Here is a 16,213-nt window from a genome sequence, read left to right on the forward strand (position 1 = left end):
TTGCCTGACCAACCGTGGCTGAACTATGTCGCAAAGGGCTCCAACTTGCGAGAGAAAGTTACAGTCGTTGCTATCGGATGGCGAGGCCGTCGCGCTGCGGCCGGCTCAGGTGGGCCGACGCCGGATCAGGAATTTCTGTGTCCCCTCCAGCACCAGATCGCGGCGCTGGTTGAAGACGGTGCTGCGCAGGCCGACCACACCGGTGGTGCGGCCGGTCGTGAGCTCCGCCACCTCGAGCGCCGGGTAGATGGTGTCGCCGGCATAGACAGGTTGAAGGAATCTGCAGGATTGTTCGACGAGCCCGATCAGGGACTCTTCGACCAGGAATGGAAACAGCCCGGCGCCGGGCGCGGTGTGGATCAGCGTCTGAAAGCCGTGGGCCAGCAGGTCCGGCATGCCGCGGGCACGGCAATACTCCACGTCATAATGCACCGGATGGGTGTCGCCGCTCGCGGTCTGGAACGCCGTGAACACCGCCGAGGTCATGGTACGGCTCGGCAGCACGAAGCGCTCGCCAATCGCAAAATCCTCGAACCAGCGTTGCTCGCTCACCATGCGGTGATGGGTGGGGTCGAAGTCGGACATGGCGGTTCCTCAGCTCTGCTGTCGTTGTTGCGAGACCGCTATCGCGCCGTGACGCGCGCATCAATTTCTTCGTGATCACCGGGCGCGGGCCGCTTCGATCATTCGCCGTCGTTCCGGGACGCGCGGAGCGGCCCGGAATCCATCAAGCCACACAGCAAGCCGCGAAGTGGATTCCGGGTTCGGCTCTTCGAGCCGCTTCCGGAATGACGCCGGAAGGACGGTACGCCGGAATGACACTGGAGAGGACGGGGCGAGCCTGATACATCACGGTCCCTTTTCGCGGCCGGCATCATGACCTTCCTCTCCCGCATCTCCGTTGACAATGACGAGCGCGCCGCGCGGCTGGCCGGCATCGGCTTGATGCTGCTGTCGATCTCGATGTTCTCGTTTGGTGACGCGCTCGGCAAGTTCCTGGTTGGTACCTACGCGGTCGGGCAATTGTTGTGGCTGCGCGCCTGTGCCGCACTGCTGGCGCTATCGCCCGTGATCTGGCGGCAGCGCGCGCAATTCCGCAACCTGGAGCGGCCGTGGCTGCAGCTGTTTCGTGTCGTGCTGTCGACGCTGGAGGTCGCGGCATTCTTTCTAGCCACGGTTTATCTGCCGCTCGCTGACGTCGTCACCTATTATCTCGCTGGTCCCATCTTCGTCACCGCGCTGTCGGCCTTGGTGCTCGGCGAGCATGTCGGCTGGCGGCGCTGGTGCGCGGTGCTGGTCGGCTTCTGTGGCGTCCTGATCGCGCTGAGGCCATCGGCGCAGACGTTCAGCCTGCCGGCGCTGATCGCGCTCGGCGGCAGCTTCTCGTTCTCGGTCCTGATGCTAATCACGCGCAGCTTGCGCGCGACCCCCGACGTCGTGATGGCCTCCTCGCAATTCGTCGGCACCTTCCTGCTCGGCGCCGTGATGGCGCCGTTCGGCTGGGTGACGCCGACGCCAGGCAGCCTGGCGCTGTTTGCCGCCGCCGGCCTGATCTCGGTGACAGCGCTGTTCTGCGTCAATCGGTCGCTGAAGCTGGCGCCGGCTTCGGTGGTGGTCCCGTATCAGTATACGATGATCGTCTGGGCGGTGATGTTCGGCTTTCTCGTGTTCGGCGATGTGCCGCAGCCGGCCACGATCGCCGGCGCCGTCATCATCATCGGCGCCGGGCTTTACATTTTCCTGCGCGAGCGCAAGCTCGGGCGTGAAGGCAATACAGTCAATCCGCCGGCGTGAGCCGGGAAGGCAGCTAAGGAAAGATCGCCGTTCCCGGCTTCGACTCTGGAGCACGATCGAAAAGCGCCCTGTCAGGTCCCGTGAACCTTGCAGTCAGATTGGACGGCGCGCGGATTTTGATGAAGCGAGTACTTTGATACCGTGAGCCTCCACCGTTCTCCTGCGCCGCTCTAGGCGTCGTCGCCTATTATCTCGCCGCCCGATCTCGGTGACTGCGCGGGTCTGCATCGATCGCACGCTGTGGCGGCACTCGCCTCGCTATGTCGTCTTATTAGTACATGATGGTCGTTGGGGCGCGATGGCCGGCCTGCGACGTGTAGCCGGCCAAGATCGCCGGCGCCATCGTCATCATCAGTGCGGGGCGCTCGATCTTCGCGCGCGAGCACAAGCTCAGGCGTGAGGGTGCGGCGGTCAGTCCGTCGGCGTAAGGCCGTGCTCTCCGTCGCATTCCGACCGCGGCACGCCGGCCCAGCTCTTCAGCACGCACCAGGCGCTCCGCGACAGGCGGAACGAATCGACCGGTGCGGACGATCCCAGCACCTCGAACCGATGCAGCTCGACGCGGGTCCATTGGAAGCCGCACTTCTCGAGCACGTTGCGGGAAGCCGGATTGGAAACGCGCGCATAGGCGAACAGTGTGTCGGCATCGAACGTCTCAAAGAAGAAGTCGATCGCTGCCCGCGCGGCCTCGGTCGCAAAGCCCCGGCCCCAATGTTCGACGCCGAGCCAATAGCCGAGCTCCGGGGCATCGGGCGCGCGCCAGACGACACCGACCATGCCGATCGGCTCGTGCTGGTGCTCGATCAGGAACGCGGTCTCGCGGCCGCCATCGGCGAGCTGACGCACGAAGTCGACGGCATCCTCGGTGACATAGGGATGGGGCAGGCGGCGGGTGTTGACGGCGATGCGGCGATCGTCGGCGAGGCGAGCGATGGCCCGGGCGTCGGCCAAGGTCGGCGGGCGCAGAGTCAGCCGCTCGGTCTCGAGCACGCTCGATCTCTGCTCACGCAACATCGATGTTGGGATGTCCTGCACCATGTCGGGCTCCATCAACGCAACAAACGCATCGAAAACAAAAGGGGAGGCCGGTGTCCCGCCTCCCCTGGAGCCACGTCATGCTCCGCCGGTTCATCAGGACCCGGCGGACGAGTTGAAATCCACCGTTACTCAGCAGCCTCGGCAACTACCGGACGCACGGAAATGAACGTGCGGTTCGCTTTGGCATGGAATTCCACGACGCCTTCGACCTTGGCGAACAGAGTATGATCGGTCCCCATGCCAACATTAAGGCCGGGGTGCCACGTCGTGCCGCGCTGACGCGCAATGATGTTGCCGGGAACGACGAGTTCGCCGCCAAACGCCTTGATGCCGAGGCGTTTGCCCTTCGAATCGCGCCCGTTGCGCGAGGATCCGCCTGCTTTTTTGTGAGCCATGGCCCGTCTCCGATCTCGATGATCTCTAGATCAATTCCTTGAAGGAATCATTCACGATTTGTAGCGCGCGAACGTCGCGCGCAAATTCTGTCGCAACCGGCGCTCTCGCGCCGCTCTCAAAGCCTCACTCGGCGGACGCCGCCTCGGCCTTCGGCTCTGCCTTCGCCTTTTTCGGCCGCGGACCGACGCTCGGCTTCTTTTTGTCGGTCAGAATCTCGGTCACCCGCAGCACCGTCAGCTCGTCGCGGTAGCCGCGCTTGCGGCGCGAGTTCTTGCGACGGCGCTTCTTGAACGCGATCACCTTCGGACCGCGCTTGTGCTGCAGCACCTCAGCCGCGACGGAGGCGCCGGCCACCGTGGGCGCACCCAGCACCGGCGTATCGCCGCCGACCACCAGCACCTCGGCGAGCTGCACGATGGTGCCGACCTCGCCTTCGATCTTGCCAATCTCGAGCACATCATCCGGAGCGACGCGGTATTGCCGGCCGCCGGTCTTGATGACTGCGAACATCGTTGTTGTCCTTCGTGTTCGATCCCGGCCTCAGAGCGCGCTGGCCCCGGGTCGGCTTCTTGTTCAGTCGTTAATGGTTCAGAGTCTTGCAGGCCGGGCTTGGCGCCCGATCCATCTTTGCGCGCACTGCAGGAACACCCCGCGACATCCGCGCAAACGACAAGCGGCGCGAGAACGCCCGCGCCGGTCGAAGGCGGACTTATAGCCGCTGGCGTTCTGGAGTCAAGGTAAACCGGGCGCGAATAGCGAGTAGGGAATAGCGAACAGGGAAGAATGCCGGCGAAAACACCAGCTCTCGTCCCCATTCGCTATTCGCCACTCCCCATTCGCCTCCATGAAACCAACGGGTTCCCCGACCGTTGCCCCCAGCATTTCCGCGCAAACAGGGCAGGACACATGGCCGACGACGTCATTACCACCACCGGGATCGCCCGGCACGGCGCCACCCGGCTGCCGTCGGTCGACATCGACAGCTTCAACATCGAGCTCAAGGACGAGGATGGCTTCCTCGGCGACCGGGCCTCCAAGGGCGCGTTTCGGAAGATCCTGGAGCATTGGCGCAAGCCGCTGCGCAAGTCCGGCGAGGACCCGTTCGGCGACGAGCCCTCCGATAAGATCAGCAAGAAGACGCTGGATGCGATCCTGGTGAGCGACGACACCGAGGCCTCGGCCGTGGTGCACAGTGCGATCGAGGATTTCGCCCAGGAACTGGCCTATGTCACCCGCCGCTTCCTCAAGACCAAAGCCTGGGCCAAGACCGAATGCATCGTGGTCGGCGGCGGCTTCCGCGATTCCCGGCTTGGCGAACTCGCCATCGCCCGCGCCGAGATCATCCTGAAAGACGAGGGGTTTGGCGTCGACATGGTGCCGATCCGCTATCATCCGGATGAGGCCGGCCTGATCGGCGCGCTGCATCTGGCGCCGTCCTGGATCTTCGAGGCGCATGACAGCGTTCTGGCGGTCGACATTGGCGGCACCAACATCCGCTGCGGCGTGGTGGAGACGGGCCGGAAGAAGGCGGAGGACCTTTCGAAGGCGTCGGTCTGGAAGTCCGATCTGTGGCGCCATGCCGATGACGAGCCGACCCGGGAGGGCGCGGTGAAAGGGCTGGTCAAGATGCTGAAGGGCCTGATCGAGGAGGCCGACACCGAGGGGCTGCGGCTCGCGCCTTTCATCGGCATCGCCTGTCCCGGCGTGATCAACGAGGACGGCAGCATCGAGAAGGGCGCCCAGAACCTGCCGGGCAATTGGGAGAGCAGCAAGTTCAACCTGCCGGTAAGCCTGGTCGAGGCGATCCCGCTGATCGGCGAGCACGACACCACGGTGCTGATGCACAATGACGGCGTGGTGCAGGGGCTCTCCGAAGTTCCCTTCATGCAGCATGTCACACGCTGGGGCGTGTTGACCATCGGCACTGGGCTCGGCAACGCCCGCTTCACCAACCGCCACAAGGAGAATGGCAAGAAGGGCGGCGGAGAGCACAAGGACGACGAGAAGGCCGAGGACAAGAAGGCCGCTAAGAAGAAGGCGAAGGATTGAGGCGCGTGCACGCCGAGGGCAGCGCTAAACCGGCCCCAACAGCGAGGCACTGCTAAAACCGTAGCCAGTAACCTTGACTGGTTAGGTTAAGGAGGGGTTTGCGTTGCACCGCACGTATCGATGGCCCACGGTCGTTCCCGTCGCGCAGGCCGGCCGGATTGACCCCCGTCTCTTCCGTTCGGCTCCCCAAGATGCCGCGACACGGGACCGCCATTGTGTCTCCGCGTATGGCGGTCCCACTCTTTAATTAAGCCCGCAGTCATGCTTCTCCGGGCTTGATTTTGCCGGCTTGATTTTTGCCCGCCGATCGGCCGTAACCCAAACGGGTCGATTCGCGCCGGTTTCGTTGCGAATTATCGCGTCTGCCGCCTTGTCACCCCCGCCATCGTGCCCTAGAACACCGCCCGACCACGGGGCTTGCGGCTCCTGATTTGCGCCTGGAGAGGTGGCAGAGTGGTTGAATGCACCGCACTCGAAATGCGGCATAGGTGCAAGCCTATCGGGGGTTCGAATCCCTCCCTCTCCGCCATTACACTGTTCTCCTTTGTATCCGACTGTTCGATTGTGCAGGTAAAACAACGAGTAGCGTAACGAAGGATGTTGCGGCTAGTTCCGCGATGTTACCCCTGGTCACCGCGCGACCCGTGGTTTTGGTCGTGGGTTCGGAGGACGGTTTTGGCAGGGGGAACACATCGCGGGCAGACTCCGCTCGACCTTTGCAACCTGGGCGGAGGAGTGCACGGACTATGTTGACGGCGTCCGCGCGGCAGCGCTGGGCACACAAGCAGAGGTCCGAGACCACGGCAGCCTGCCAGCGCGGGCAAAAGCTCGAGAACCGGCGCGCGCTCATGAAGGATTGGGCGGAGTACTTGTCAGGTCGAATGTAATCCGTCCGCGCGAAGTTGGTTCATCTCCTCCCGTACGCGAGACGAACCGACTACCATTAGGAGTGCTGAAAGGGGCCGACTTCCCGAATCACCTTGCAAATTTGCAAGAATCCGCTGGCGTAGAATTCGGCGTGTCCCCGCTTCATGGTCTCCACATGTTCGGGATGAGTGCGCCAGGCTTCGAGCGCTTCCTCTGAAGCAAAGCGAAACACGGTCACCTCTTCGCCATCGGTTGCCTTAAACGACTTGACCGACAGAAATCCCGGAAGATGGCTGACAATACTGTACATGCGTTCAGCTAGCCGGCCATATTCATCCAAGGGGGCGTCATCCCGTCGCTTGAGATCGCCAATCACGATGACTTCGCCAATCATGTTCCCATCCTTTCGTTGAGCGAATTCCCGACGGCCAACGCGCAAGCACACCCGTCGATAGTTCGATCCGACGGCAGGCTTTGTTACACCTCCGTCCGACGCATCGATGTGGGGGCGGAACACCTGGTCGTCCTCTATAGGTCTTACCGCGAACTTGTCCGTCGACCGCATCTTCGACCTCTTCACCTCTCGGGTAGCAGGATTCCGCGCGCCAGATGATCCACCGAGATGCGCCCCGGACCCCAAGCCATAATTCCGAGCGCCAGGGCCGCCCAAGTGAGATGGATCGGCCAGCCATCCGGCACCGTGAGTTCGACAATGATGGTCATGAACAACAGCCCGAGCGCCGCAAAACGGGTTGCGAGGCCGAGTATCAGCAGAACCGGAAACGTAATCTCGCCGCATCCGGACAGGAACGCCATCGCCGCGGGTGCGGGATAGTGATAGGGCCCGCCGGGCAGGTGCAGCATGAATTCGTCAGTGAACAGCGTTACCGCGGTGTCGCTGAGCTTGAGGAAGCCAGTCCATTTCAGGACGCCGGATTTCCAGAACGGCACCGCCAGCGCCAGGCGCATCACGAATTGAACCAGCGATGGCAGCGCGATCGTCTGGATCAAGTGCTCGGCCTTATCCGCGATATGGTCCAGGCGGAAGCGCTCACCCGCGCCATAATGCTGATCGATGGCCATCATGCTCCTCCAAAATCGATTGATGTAAAAATGATGTAAAAACGCCCGCCTCGATCATGCCGGCGATATTGCTCGCGATGTCGAAGGAAGCCGAGGACTGCAGCGCCGACGCAGCGGCGAGGCCGAGTGTCTGGCCCGACATCAGGCTTGTTAGAAATACGGCGCCCCCCTCAGGCAGATGACGGACGATCACGTCCAGCTCAGGCCGGGTGATCAAGGCATCTTCCGGCGTGCCTGCATCGATTTGATCCGGAGCCCGCTCGCCGCGATTGGCGGCGAAGATCGTCACTGCCGCGAAAGGCGAGCGAACGATTGCTGCTGCGGGATGCGCGGTGAAAACGACATCCGCCAGCCGCTGCGGCGGGACCAGCGCGAGCGCGTCCGCAGACAGCGGCACGGTATCGGCCGCGTGGTACGCGTCGAGCCAAGCCCGCTCAATCCGCGCCACGTCCGCAAGCCAGGGCAGATCCCGCGCGTATTCGTACGTCTCGATGAACGCCGGAAAGTCGCGACCATATTCGAACAAGAGTGGTGAGGTCGGCGGAGTAGCGCGGATGTGGAAGCGCGCCATGGCGCGAAAGAAGTCGACCCCGGTGAGGCGTTGAACTGCCGGGTAGACGGCGGCGAGCGCGTTGATGAGACTGACCGTGACGTTGTTGCGATAGATGTTGTAGCGCTTTGCCGCGCTCTTACCCGCAGGGCCGGTAACAATTGGAGGCGTCGCGTGCGTTGGATCGACAAGGGCCGAGGCAAACGCCGTGTATGACATTAATTCCAGCTCAAGCGGCAGCATGACGCACATCTCTCTGGTGACGGTCCAGAATCGCTTGCGCGGCTGCGGCTTCGGCCTTCAGGACGGACCAATCGGGAATGTTGCTGTCCCACTCGATCAAAGTCGGAACGGGACCACATCGTCCGATGATGATCTCGTATAGTTTCCATACGGCGTCAGCGACTGGTCTGTCGTGGCTGTCGATCAGGAGGAGGTCACCCTCGTCGTCGGTTTGCTCAGCATGGCCTGCAAGATGGATCTCGCCGACGCGTGCAAGCGGAAAGTCCGAGAGATAGTCGACCGCGGAGAATCCATGGTTGATCGCGGAGACGAACACGTTGTTGATGTCGAGCAACAGGCCGCATTCGGTGCGCTCCGCGACGCGCCCGATGAATTCCGTCTCTTTCATCGTCGATTCGGTGAACGCCAAATAGGTGGAGGGGTTCTCCAGCAGAAGCGGTCGCCAGATCGCATCCTGCACCTGGTTGATATGATCGCAGACGCGACTAAGCGTCGCGTCGGTGTACGGCAGCGGCAACAGATCGTTGAAGTAGGTGGCCTGGTGAGTCGACCAGGCCAGATGCTCAGACACCAGCGCGGGCTCGTAGCGCTCCACCAGTGCGCGGAAGCGCGCAAGATGAGTCTTGTCGAGAGGCTCCGACCCCCCGATCGACATGCAGACGCCATGCAGCGATATCGGATGGTCGCGGCGCACGGCTTCCAGGGCGCGGTGTGGCGGGCCCCCAGCTCCCATGTAATTTTCGGCATGGACTTCGAAGAAGCCGCGCTGCTTTCCCTCGTCAAGGATCGCTCTGAGGTGCTCGGGCTTGAAGCTGCTACCGGCAAGCCCGCACACCCGAAGCGCAGGAAAGCGAGGAGCCTCGGTTGCAAGTAACCCGGGCGAGACCGCTGCAGTCATGTCGTCTCTCCGCCTTCCCGCTATCGTGTTGATCGGCCGCCGAACCGGTTAGATCGGCTTGAGCGAACCGGTCTTGCCATTCGGAAGCTGGATGCTGGTGCAGGTGCCGCCCTGCACGAACTTCCAGGCGTTGCCCTGGAAGTCGACGGTCGAGGTGCCCTGGCAGGTGGTGCCGGGACCGGCGGCGCAGTCGTTCTGACCCTTCAGGGCGATACCAAAGCATTTCTCCTTGTGCGCGGCGACCGCGGCATCGGCTTCAGCCTTAGTCAGGGGACCGGCGGCGGCAACAGTCGCGAGCGCAGTCGTCACGGCGCCCGCGAGGACGAGCGAGCTGACAATAATCTTCATTGATTTCTCCACTTCGGTTTGCGTCGCCTCCTCGGCGAAAGGGGGCGCCTCGTCTCGTTCGTTTCGCTCACGGCTGCCATTACGGCGTCAGCCGTCACGAATCCGTGAGACCGTTTCGAATGTCGCGCTGATCGCCCCGGCGGGGCCGCGCTTGGGTCCAGATAGGGGAAGACATGCGCCGCCTTCCAATGCCTTGTCGCTATCGAAACCGAGCTTGCTGAGCATTGGCAGCGGCCGACATTCACGTGGCATGATCCGCGCAAGCTGCCCCGGCGTAACAATCCACGCCCGGCCGGCGTATCGCCACCGATGCCTGCCACCGGCGGAGCCAGCATGAACGCCGTTCCATCACAAAGCGCCTTTCAACGCCTGCGGCCTCCTTCTGCCAAAACACTAACTGTCAGCATCCGTCTTGCGGTGTCGGGACTTGTGCTGGCCACAATCTTGTTGACCGCAGCAACATCCAGCCTCGTGTGGTGGCGTACTGCTGAATCGATCAGCCGGCAGCTCGCCTCGACAATCAACGAGCAGATCGTCGCCGCCGTTCGCAAGGAGGTATCTGCGATCGTGGATGAAGCGCGTGCAGCGCACACTGCCGGGCGCACGCTGTTCCTGCAGAACGTGCTCGACACCCGCGAGGCCGACAAGCGCGAGTTCGTGTTTCTATCGCAATTGCAGTCGCAGGCGACGATCTCCTGGGTCGCTTTCGGTTGGCCCGACGGCTCGTTCTTCGCCGCACACAAGCTTGGTGACGGCCATCTCGAGATGATGGAGATCTCGAAAACGGACCATGTTGGCCAGCGCCGCATCGACGAATATCAGGTGATCCCGGGCGACATCGAGTTCGAGACGCGTCGCTTCGAGCCGACCGACTTTCGCGTCACTGAGCAGGACTGGTTCAAGACCGCAATGGAAGCCAAAGGCCCGCAGTGGTTCGCTGTCGTAGACCATCCGATCGGTCCGCGCCCATCCATCGCCTTTGCGGGGCCGATCGACGTCTACCAGGAGCGCCAGGGCGTCCTTGCGATCGTCATCGAGTACACAAGGCTCTCGCGCTTCCTCGCCCAGCTTGAGGTCGGCCGCACCGGAACAGCTTTCATCCTCGGCGCCGGTGATGAATTGATCGCGGCCCCCGATGAGGACGCCGATGAGCTGCGTCCCGCTCACAGCCGGATCGACATGCTGCCGCTGGCGCGTATGGCGCTGACGCTGGCCGGAAACGAGGGCCGCAAGGAAGCCTGGCGGCGGCGGCTTACCCTCGACGGCGCGGCGTATGAGGTCGCGCTGACGCCCTTGCCGTTTACCGGCTGGTCCCTCGCGACCGTCATTCCTGAGGCTGAGTTTCTGGGTCCGGTCGAAGCCACGCTGCGGCGACTGATCATCGGTCTTGCCGTCGGCGCGCTGCTCGCCGCCCTGCTGTCGGCCATGTTGGCGCGATCGGTTATTGCGGCTCCGCTCGCCCGCGTCGTTGGCGAGATCCGGCACGTGGAAAGTTTTGCGCTGGACCAGGTGCGCCGCCATCCATCGCGGCTCGCCGAGATTTCCAGCCTTTCGGGCGCGATCGCCGAGATGGCACAGGGCTTGTCCGCGTTTCGCAAATTCATCCCGGCCGATCTGGTCCGGTCGCTCCTGCGTCAGGGCGTTGAGGCAAAGCCCGGCGGCTCGATCCAGGAGCTGACGGTAATGTTCATCGACGTAGCCGGCTTCACTGGACTTTCTGAGCGCATGGGCGATCGTGTTGTGCCGCTGTTGTCACGGTATCTCGATATCGCCTCCGAGGTCATCGTCGCCCATGGTGGCACCATCGACAAATTCATCGGCGACGCCGTGATGGCGTTCTGGGGCGCGCCGACCGCGCAGCCCGAACATGCCCTGTTGTGTTGCCGCGCAGCGCTCGCGTGCCGCCAGGCCATCGCGGCCGCCGGCGTCAGAGACGACCAGGGCCATCCCCTGCAAATCCGGATCGGGATCAATTCCGGCCGCATGCTGGTTGGCAATGTCGGCTCCGAATTGCGGCTGAACTACACCGTCATAGGCGATGCCGTGAACGTCGCGAGCCGATTGGAGGGCGCCAACAAGCTCTATGAGACGCAGATCCTGGTCGGCGCCGAGACCAAGCGCCTCGTTGAGGAGGCCATGATCGCGCGCGAGATCGATTGCGTAGCCGTCTACGGCAAGACGGAGGGGCTTGCGGTATACGAACTGATCGCTCCGTTGACGGGTGAAGTCAGCCCCGCATGGATCGCGCAATACGAGGAAGGCCTGCTCAAGTATCGCAAGCGTAACTTCTCGGGTGCGATTCGCTGTTTCGAGGCGGTCTTACATGAGCGCCCTCACGATCGGCCCACTGAACTGATGCTCGATCGTTGCAAGCTCCTCGAACAAACGGGCGCCGACAATAAATGGCTGCCTGTCGCGACACTTCAATCGAAATAGCCGCCCCTGGCGCCCAACAGGCAGACCCCATGGAGATGCACCATGTCCGGTACTCTCTCGCCGTATGCGAGCATCTGGGCTTCACGCGGGCGGCCGAAGATGTCACGTCACTCAGCCATCGCTGACCAGAGCGATCCAGCTTCTGGAGAAAAAGTTTGGAGGCCATCTCTTTCGTCGCGCGCGATCGCGAATCCACATCACGGAGGTGGGCAGGATCGTGCAGCCACTCTCGACCCGACCGGACACCCGAGTCCCGCCCGAACTATTCGCCGTCGTTTCGCGAGCAGATGATGATCGTGCTTCTGGCGCGCCGTAAGCCTGACGACCGTCAAGGGAAGATCATATTTGCGCGCCCTCGGTGCGCTCGTCACGAGGCGATGAGATCGGTGCGGCTGGGTGGCGTCCCTCTTGCGGTCAAAAAGCTCTCCGAGGAGGAGGCTGGCTCCGGCGAGTGAGGTCCGCTATCGCGCAAGCCGGCTTCCAGAACCCCCACCTCACTCCGCCGCCACCGGCATCAGCTCCATCTGTTCGTGCAAGATCACGCCTGAGAGTGGATCGAATTCGCCGACCCATGGTGCGTGTTCGAGGGTTGCTCTCGTGTGCGAGTAGCCCGCGTCCCAGCGTTGCATGATGCCGCGCGGGCTGAAATCGATGTCCTTGGTGTGGGTCTCGCGATCAAGCTGCGGCGCAAGCAGACGCACCACGTGCATCCGGGTCTGGCAACCGTAACCGACCAGTTCGCGCACCTCCGGAGTGTTGCGCTCGCTGTCGGGCAGCCGTTTGGCCAGTTGGTTGATGATGTGACGCAACCGATGTGCCTGCTGCTGCCGTGCGATGTGGCTCATGATGCGGCTGGAATATTGGACATCCTTGTGTCTGTTCAGCACTTCCGCCATCGTGGTCGGCTCCATTCCGGCGGGATTCCACAAGTGCACGGCGAAAATCAGCGAGTTCTTGCGGGGATTGTCATCGAACACGACTTCAGTCGGCGTGTTGGACAGAATTCCACCGTCCCAGTAAAGCTCGCCGTCGATGCGGACGGCGGGAAAGGCCGGCGGCAAGGCGCCGGAAGCCATAATATGCCTGATGGTGAGCTCACCGTCGCGGCTGTCGAAATAGCGCATCTGGCTGGTCCGCACATGGGCGGCTCCGACCGTCAGGCGAGGCGAACAGCTATTGAGCAAGTCGACATCAACAAGTTCGGTCAGCGTTTGCTCGAGTGGAGTGGTCACGTAATAGCCCGCCCTTTCGGCACCCAGCGGATAGCTGTCGCCGGCATGCGCGAGGGCATTTGGACGGAAAAAGCCGGGAATTCCGTGGGTGATGGTCGCCCAGTAGGACAGCCGATCATTGAAGCCTGGAAAGGCCGTTCGGATATTCCAGACGGGATTTTGCTCCATCCGCTTCCAGAACTCCTTGAGGCGTGACAGCCGGTCGTCGACCGGATTGCCGGCGATGAGGCTGGCATTGATGGCGCCGATCGATGTGCCGATGATCCAATCGGGCTCGATGCCTGCCTCATGCAAGGCGTGATAAACGCCGGCCTGGTACGAGCCCAAGGCGCCGCCGCCTTGCAACACCAGCACCACCTGGCCGGGGAGATCCTTGGCCAGCGATTTGATATTTCGCGACGAAGTCCTGTCCTGCATGTCCTGCTCCCATTCGAGCCTTGTCTCATATTCGCAAGCGCGCTCGCCTCCGTTACGAGCGTCGTCTCAATGTGCGGTCCAACCGCCATCGACCGGCAGTGCGGTTCCGGTGATCGAGGCGGCCGCGCTGCTTGCGAGGAACACGGCCAGTGCGCCGATCTCCTCGACTGTCGCAAAGCGTTTGTTCGGTTGCTGGGCCAGCAGCACGTCCCGGATCACCTGATCCCGGGATATCCCATGCGCCTTGGCCTGCCCATCGATCTGGGCTTCGACCAGCGGTGTATAGACATAACCAGGGCAGATCGCGTTGCACGTAATCCCGTCCTCGGCGGTCTCGAGCGCCGCCACCTTGGTCAGGCCGACGATGCCATGTTTTGGCGGCGACATAGGCTCCCTTGAACGGCGAGGCGACCAACCCGTGCGCGGAAGCCACATTGATGATGCGACCGAAGTTCTGCTTGCGCATCGCCGGCAGTGCCAGCCGCGTGGTGTGGAATGCGGACGACAGATTGATCGCCAGGATCTGATCCCATTTCTCGACCGGAAACTGGTCGAGCGGTGCGACGTGCTGAATGCCGGCATTGTTGACGAGAATGTCGAGCCGACCAAGGTCGGCCAGCGTCGCTGCGACCATCTCGGCGATCTCGTCTGGCGACGTCATATCGGCCGCCGAATAGCCGGCCTTGACGCCGTGATCGGCTTCTATCGCGTCCTTTGTCCCGGCGATCTCGGCCGCGGCGCCGAAGCCGTTCAGCATCACGTTTGCGCCCGCCGCGGCGAGCGCGCGGGCGATGCCAAGCCCGATCCCGCTGGTTGAGCCGGTCACCAGGGCGACCCTGCCATCGAGTATTCTTGTGTCGCCCGCAGCATGCGATTTGATCTGAATATTCATCTTCTTGAATCCCGCTTGCATCGGCGTCGGTATCCGACGGTCGCCAGAATCTGCATCGCAAGACGGATTTACGGAAATACCCTTTGGCTTCCAAAACCATAGGTGCGCGCTATGGCTGCCTTGGCCCTCAATCGGCTAGACTGCAAGCCGGATCCGGGGGAGTTCGATCATGGAAATGCATCAGGTTCGGTATTTCCTTGCGGTCGCGCGGACGCTCAATTTCACGCGTGCTGCTGATGAGTGCAATGTCACCCAGCCATCGTTGACGCGGGCCATCAAGCAGCTCGAGGCTGAGCTTGGCGGGGACCTGTTTCGCCGCGAGCGCCCGGCCGGATTGACCGAGCTCGGTCAGCGCATGCACCCCTTGCTGAAGCAATGCTACGAGGCCGCCGTCGGCGCGCGCTCGCTGGCCTCGTCATTCAAGAGCGGCGAAATCGGCGCGCTGAGGATTGCGCTCACCCACTCGATCGATCTGTCCGTGCTGATTCCCTTCCTCGATCAGATCAAGCGCCAGTTCAATCGGCTGGAATTCCGCTTTCTCCGCGGCGATAGCCGCGAAGTCGGGGAAATGCTGAAGAAAGGCGAGGCCGAACTTGGAATCGCGGCTGAACTCGACCCGAATTGGGAGCGGCTCGACACCTGGCCGCTGTTTACGGAAGACTTTCAGCTCGTCGTCAACGCTGACCACCGGCTTGCCGATCAGGATCGCATCGACCTCGATGAACTACGTTCCGAGCAGATCTTGTCACGCGGGTACTGCGAGCATGGCTCGCGCTTGAAGACCGTCTTACGCGAGCACGGCGTAGACGTCGATCACTGCCACGAAATCTCGAGCGAGCGCGATCTCATTGAGCTGCTCGAGGCCGGTGTCGGCATCGCCGTGGTTCCTGACACTTCGCGGATACCGCAGACGCTCAAACGTAGCTCGGTCGAGGGACTCAATGCCCGACGCACGGTCAATCTCTGCGGCGTCGCGGGCCGCGAACGCACTGCGGTCGCATCCGCCGTGATGCGGATGCTCCGCGGTGCAGATTGGCGGCACTTTCTGGAGAAGAGCAGGGCCGCTTGAGCGGACGAACGCATGCCGGCAACTCAGCCGAGGCTACCGCGCATCCTTCAGAGCGGCGAGGAGATCCTCGATCGCCATGCGGCGCCGGAAGTCGGGATCGACAAAGCGCGCTTTGACCATGCCGTCGCGCCCGATCACAAAGGCTGCAGGAATCGGCAATACCCAGCCGTCGTTGCCGTGAAAGCTCGCCATGTCGAGATAAGAGAGAAGCCGCTCGATCTCCACGCCGAGCCAGATCGCCAGGTTGAGTGACAGGGCATAACCGTTATCGAGATCGGTCAGCACCGGAAACGGTGCGCCGGCTTCGGTCTTGAACTTTGCCGCATATTCCTGCGTCTCGGGCATGATGGCGACCACGTCCGCGCCTAGCGACTTGATGCGGTCATAGGCCTTGATCACAGCCCTGACATTGAGCCGGCAATAAGGGCACCAATGGCCGCGGAAGAACATCACGGCCAAGGGACCCCGCTCGAGCAGAGGCGGCAAGGCAACCAGGCGGCCGCTCTCGTCGGGGAGGACGAAAGGCGGCATCGGTTCGCCGGGACGCGGCGCGTTTTCCCCGCCGCCATTTTCGTTGACCCTCATAACGAGGCGATCGACGGCCTCGCCGTAGGCTGGAAAGATCTCCCGGCCCGCTGCCGCATAGGCCTGGAGCTGTTCGTTGAGAGTGCCTTCCATCTCCCGGCAGCGCTGAAAAGCGAGCTTGAGACGCTCGGCGTCAGCGGGCGAAAGCAACGTCATCCCTTGCTCCGGCATGTTGGACCTTCAGATTGTAGTTTCCCGCCCAAACTCCCCACAAGGGGCGTTTTATCTCTGCCGATAGCATCGCACAAAGAACGATAGCATTGGGCTATCGATATCAGAGCAAGCCCGCATTTCATTTTGGAAGCCTGAGCGGCGA

The 16,213-nt window shown here is 62.5% G+C and carries 16 protein-coding genes, 1 tRNA gene and 1 pseudogene; 6 read left to right on the forward strand and 12 right to left on the reverse strand.

Annotated elements, in window-relative coordinates:
* Positions 1–105 precede the first annotated feature (105 nt).
* Positions 106–585, reverse strand: a complete 480-nt coding sequence (locus P6U24_RS02105) for a MaoC family dehydratase (RefSeq protein ID WP_407157567.1) — start codon at positions 583–585, stop codon at positions 106–108.
* Positions 586–876: 291 nt separating this feature from the next.
* Here P6U24_RS02105 and P6U24_RS02110 point away from each other — a divergent pair, with 291 nt between their 5' ends.
* The gene (locus tag P6U24_RS02110) at positions 877–1,794 is read left to right on the forward strand and encodes a DMT family transporter (protein ID WP_407157568.1); all 918 of its coding nucleotides are present in this window, start codon (positions 877–879) and stop codon (positions 1,792–1,794) included.
* A 411-nt stretch (positions 1,795–2,205) separates the two neighbouring features.
* Here the strand turns inward: P6U24_RS02110 and P6U24_RS02115 are convergent, their stop codons facing one another.
* The 3 genes from P6U24_RS02115 to rplU form a co-directional block, all read right to left on the reverse strand.
* A complete protein-coding gene (locus P6U24_RS02115; RefSeq protein ID WP_407157569.1) occupies positions 2,206–2,832 on the reverse strand; it encodes a GNAT family N-acetyltransferase in 627 nt (208 codons plus the stop codon).
* A gap of 125 nt (positions 2,833–2,957) precedes the next feature.
* A complete protein-coding gene (gene rpmA, locus P6U24_RS02120; RefSeq protein WP_407157570.1) occupies positions 2,958–3,227 on the reverse strand; it encodes a 50S ribosomal protein L27 in 270 nt (89 codons plus the stop codon).
* Between the two features lie 124 nt (positions 3,228–3,351).
* On the reverse strand, positions 3,352–3,738 hold the full coding sequence (gene rplU, locus P6U24_RS02125) for a 50S ribosomal protein L21 (protein WP_407157571.1): 387 nt from the start codon (positions 3,736–3,738) through the stop codon (positions 3,352–3,354).
* 396 nt (positions 3,739–4,134) lie between these two features.
* On the opposite strand from rplU, the gene P6U24_RS02130 reads away from it, so the two are divergent.
* Both P6U24_RS02130 and P6U24_RS02135 read left to right on the forward strand, forming a co-directional pair.
* Positions 4,135–5,277 (forward strand): ROK family protein, encoded by a 1,143-nt coding sequence (locus tag P6U24_RS02130; RefSeq protein ID WP_407157572.1) that lies wholly within the window; start codon positions 4,135–4,137, stop codon positions 5,275–5,277.
* A gap of 439 nt (positions 5,278–5,716) precedes the next feature.
* A tRNA-Ser gene (locus tag P6U24_RS02135) sits at positions 5,717–5,806 on the forward strand.
* Between the two features lie 414 nt (positions 5,807–6,220).
* Here the strand turns inward: P6U24_RS02135 and P6U24_RS02140 are convergent.
* From P6U24_RS02140 to P6U24_RS02160, 5 genes are all read right to left on the reverse strand, one after another.
* Entirely contained in the window at positions 6,221–6,538 is a 318-nt protein-coding gene (locus P6U24_RS02140; protein WP_407157573.1) for an antibiotic biosynthesis monooxygenase family protein, read from the reverse strand.
* A 182-nt stretch (positions 6,539–6,720) separates the two neighbouring features.
* Positions 6,721–7,227, reverse strand: coding sequence for a DoxX family protein (locus tag P6U24_RS02145; RefSeq protein ID WP_407157574.1), 507 nt, complete (start codon positions 7,225–7,227; stop codon positions 6,721–6,723).
* Complete coding sequence (locus tag P6U24_RS02150) at positions 7,196–8,020, reverse strand: DNA-binding domain-containing protein (RefSeq protein ID WP_407157575.1); 825 nt, start codon at positions 8,018–8,020, stop codon at positions 7,196–7,198. Before P6U24_RS02150 ends, P6U24_RS02145 begins: the two co-directional genes overlap by 32 nt.
* Positions 8,007–8,918: a DUF692 domain-containing protein gene (locus tag P6U24_RS02155; RefSeq protein WP_407157576.1), complete on the reverse strand. Its 912-nt coding sequence runs from the start codon at positions 8,916–8,918 to the stop codon at positions 8,007–8,009. Before P6U24_RS02155 ends, P6U24_RS02150 begins: the two co-directional genes overlap by 14 nt.
* A 48-nt stretch (positions 8,919–8,966) precedes the next feature.
* Complete coding sequence (locus P6U24_RS02160; protein WP_407157577.1) at positions 8,967–9,266, reverse strand: DUF2282 domain-containing protein; 300 nt, start codon at positions 9,264–9,266, stop codon at positions 8,967–8,969.
* A 333-nt stretch (positions 9,267–9,599) separates the two neighbouring features.
* Here P6U24_RS02160 and P6U24_RS02165 point away from each other — a divergent pair, with 333 nt between their 5' ends.
* Entirely contained in the window at positions 9,600–11,702 is a 2,103-nt protein-coding gene (locus P6U24_RS02165) for an adenylate/guanylate cyclase domain-containing protein (RefSeq protein WP_407157578.1), read from the forward strand.
* A gap of 64 nt (positions 11,703–11,766) precedes the next feature.
* Entirely contained in the window at positions 11,767–12,018 is a 252-nt protein-coding gene (locus P6U24_RS02170; protein WP_407157579.1) for a LysR family transcriptional regulator, read from the forward strand.
* 178 nt (positions 12,019–12,196) lie between these two features.
* Here the strand turns inward: P6U24_RS02170 and P6U24_RS02175 are convergent, their stop codons facing one another.
* Positions 12,197–13,351: a patatin-like phospholipase family protein gene (locus P6U24_RS02175; RefSeq protein WP_407157580.1), complete on the reverse strand. Its 1,155-nt coding sequence runs from the start codon at positions 13,349–13,351 to the stop codon at positions 12,197–12,199.
* A gap of 66 nt (positions 13,352–13,417) precedes the next feature.
* Positions 13,418–14,243 (reverse strand): annotated as a pseudogene (locus P6U24_RS02180) (3-hydroxybutyrate dehydrogenase).
* Between the two features lie 169 nt (positions 14,244–14,412).
* Here P6U24_RS02180 and P6U24_RS02185 point away from each other — a divergent pair.
* Positions 14,413–15,312 (forward strand): LysR family transcriptional regulator, encoded by a 900-nt coding sequence (locus P6U24_RS02185; RefSeq protein WP_407157581.1) that lies wholly within the window; start codon positions 14,413–14,415, stop codon positions 15,310–15,312.
* A gap of 33 nt (positions 15,313–15,345) precedes the next feature.
* Here P6U24_RS02185 and P6U24_RS02190 read toward each other — a convergent pair whose 3' ends face one another.
* Positions 15,346–16,053: a peroxiredoxin-like family protein gene (locus P6U24_RS02190; protein WP_407157582.1), complete on the reverse strand. Its 708-nt coding sequence runs from the start codon at positions 16,051–16,053 to the stop codon at positions 15,346–15,348.
* Positions 16,054–16,213: the final 160 nt, after the last annotated feature.

It is taken from the genome of Bradyrhizobium sp. STM 3557 (assembly GCF_045571465.1).
Lineage (GTDB): Bacteria > Pseudomonadota > Alphaproteobacteria > Rhizobiales > Xanthobacteraceae > Bradyrhizobium.

Bases quoted from the DNA above. Each gene is read 5' to 3' on its own strand.
- P6U24_RS02105 (WP_407157567.1), bottom strand. From the start codon at position 585: ATGTCCGACTTCGACCCCACCCATCACCGCATGGTGAGCGAGCAACGC.
- P6U24_RS02110 (WP_407157568.1), top strand. From the start codon at position 877: ATGACCTTCCTCTCCCGCATCTCCGTTGACAATGACGAGCGCGCCGCG.
- P6U24_RS02115 (WP_407157569.1), bottom strand. From the start codon at position 2,832: ATGGTGCAGGACATCCCAACATCGATGTTGCGTGAGCAGAGATCGAGC.
- rpmA (WP_407157570.1), bottom strand. From the start codon at position 3,227: ATGGCTCACAAAAAAGCAGGCGGATCCTCGCGCAACGGGCGCGATTCG.
- rplU (WP_407157571.1), bottom strand. From the start codon at position 3,738: ATGTTCGCAGTCATCAAGACCGGCGGCCGGCAATACCGCGTCGCTCCG.
- P6U24_RS02130 (WP_407157572.1), top strand. From the start codon at position 4,135: ATGGCCGACGACGTCATTACCACCACCGGGATCGCCCGGCACGGCGCC.
- P6U24_RS02140 (WP_407157573.1), bottom strand. From the start codon at position 6,538: ATGATTGGCGAAGTCATCGTGATTGGCGATCTCAAGCGACGGGATGAC.
- P6U24_RS02145 (WP_407157574.1), bottom strand. From the start codon at position 7,227: ATGGCCATCGATCAGCATTATGGCGCGGGTGAGCGCTTCCGCCTGGAC.
- P6U24_RS02150 (WP_407157575.1), bottom strand. From the start codon at position 8,020: ATGCTGCCGCTTGAGCTGGAATTAATGTCATACACGGCGTTTGCCTCG.
- P6U24_RS02155 (WP_407157576.1), bottom strand. From the start codon at position 8,918: ATGACTGCAGCGGTCTCGCCCGGGTTACTTGCAACCGAGGCTCCTCGC.
- P6U24_RS02160 (WP_407157577.1), bottom strand. From the start codon at position 9,266: ATGAAGATTATTGTCAGCTCGCTCGTCCTCGCGGGCGCCGTGACGACT.
- P6U24_RS02165 (WP_407157578.1), top strand. From the start codon at position 9,600: ATGAACGCCGTTCCATCACAAAGCGCCTTTCAACGCCTGCGGCCTCCT.
- P6U24_RS02170 (WP_407157579.1), top strand. From the start codon at position 11,767: ATGCGAGCATCTGGGCTTCACGCGGGCGGCCGAAGATGTCACGTCACT.
- P6U24_RS02175 (WP_407157580.1), bottom strand. From the start codon at position 13,351: ATGCAGGACAGGACTTCGTCGCGAAATATCAAATCGCTGGCCAAGGAT.
- P6U24_RS02185 (WP_407157581.1), top strand. From the start codon at position 14,413: ATGGAAATGCATCAGGTTCGGTATTTCCTTGCGGTCGCGCGGACGCTC.
- P6U24_RS02190 (WP_407157582.1), bottom strand. From the start codon at position 16,053: ATGACGTTGCTTTCGCCCGCTGACGCCGAGCGTCTCAAGCTCGCTTTT.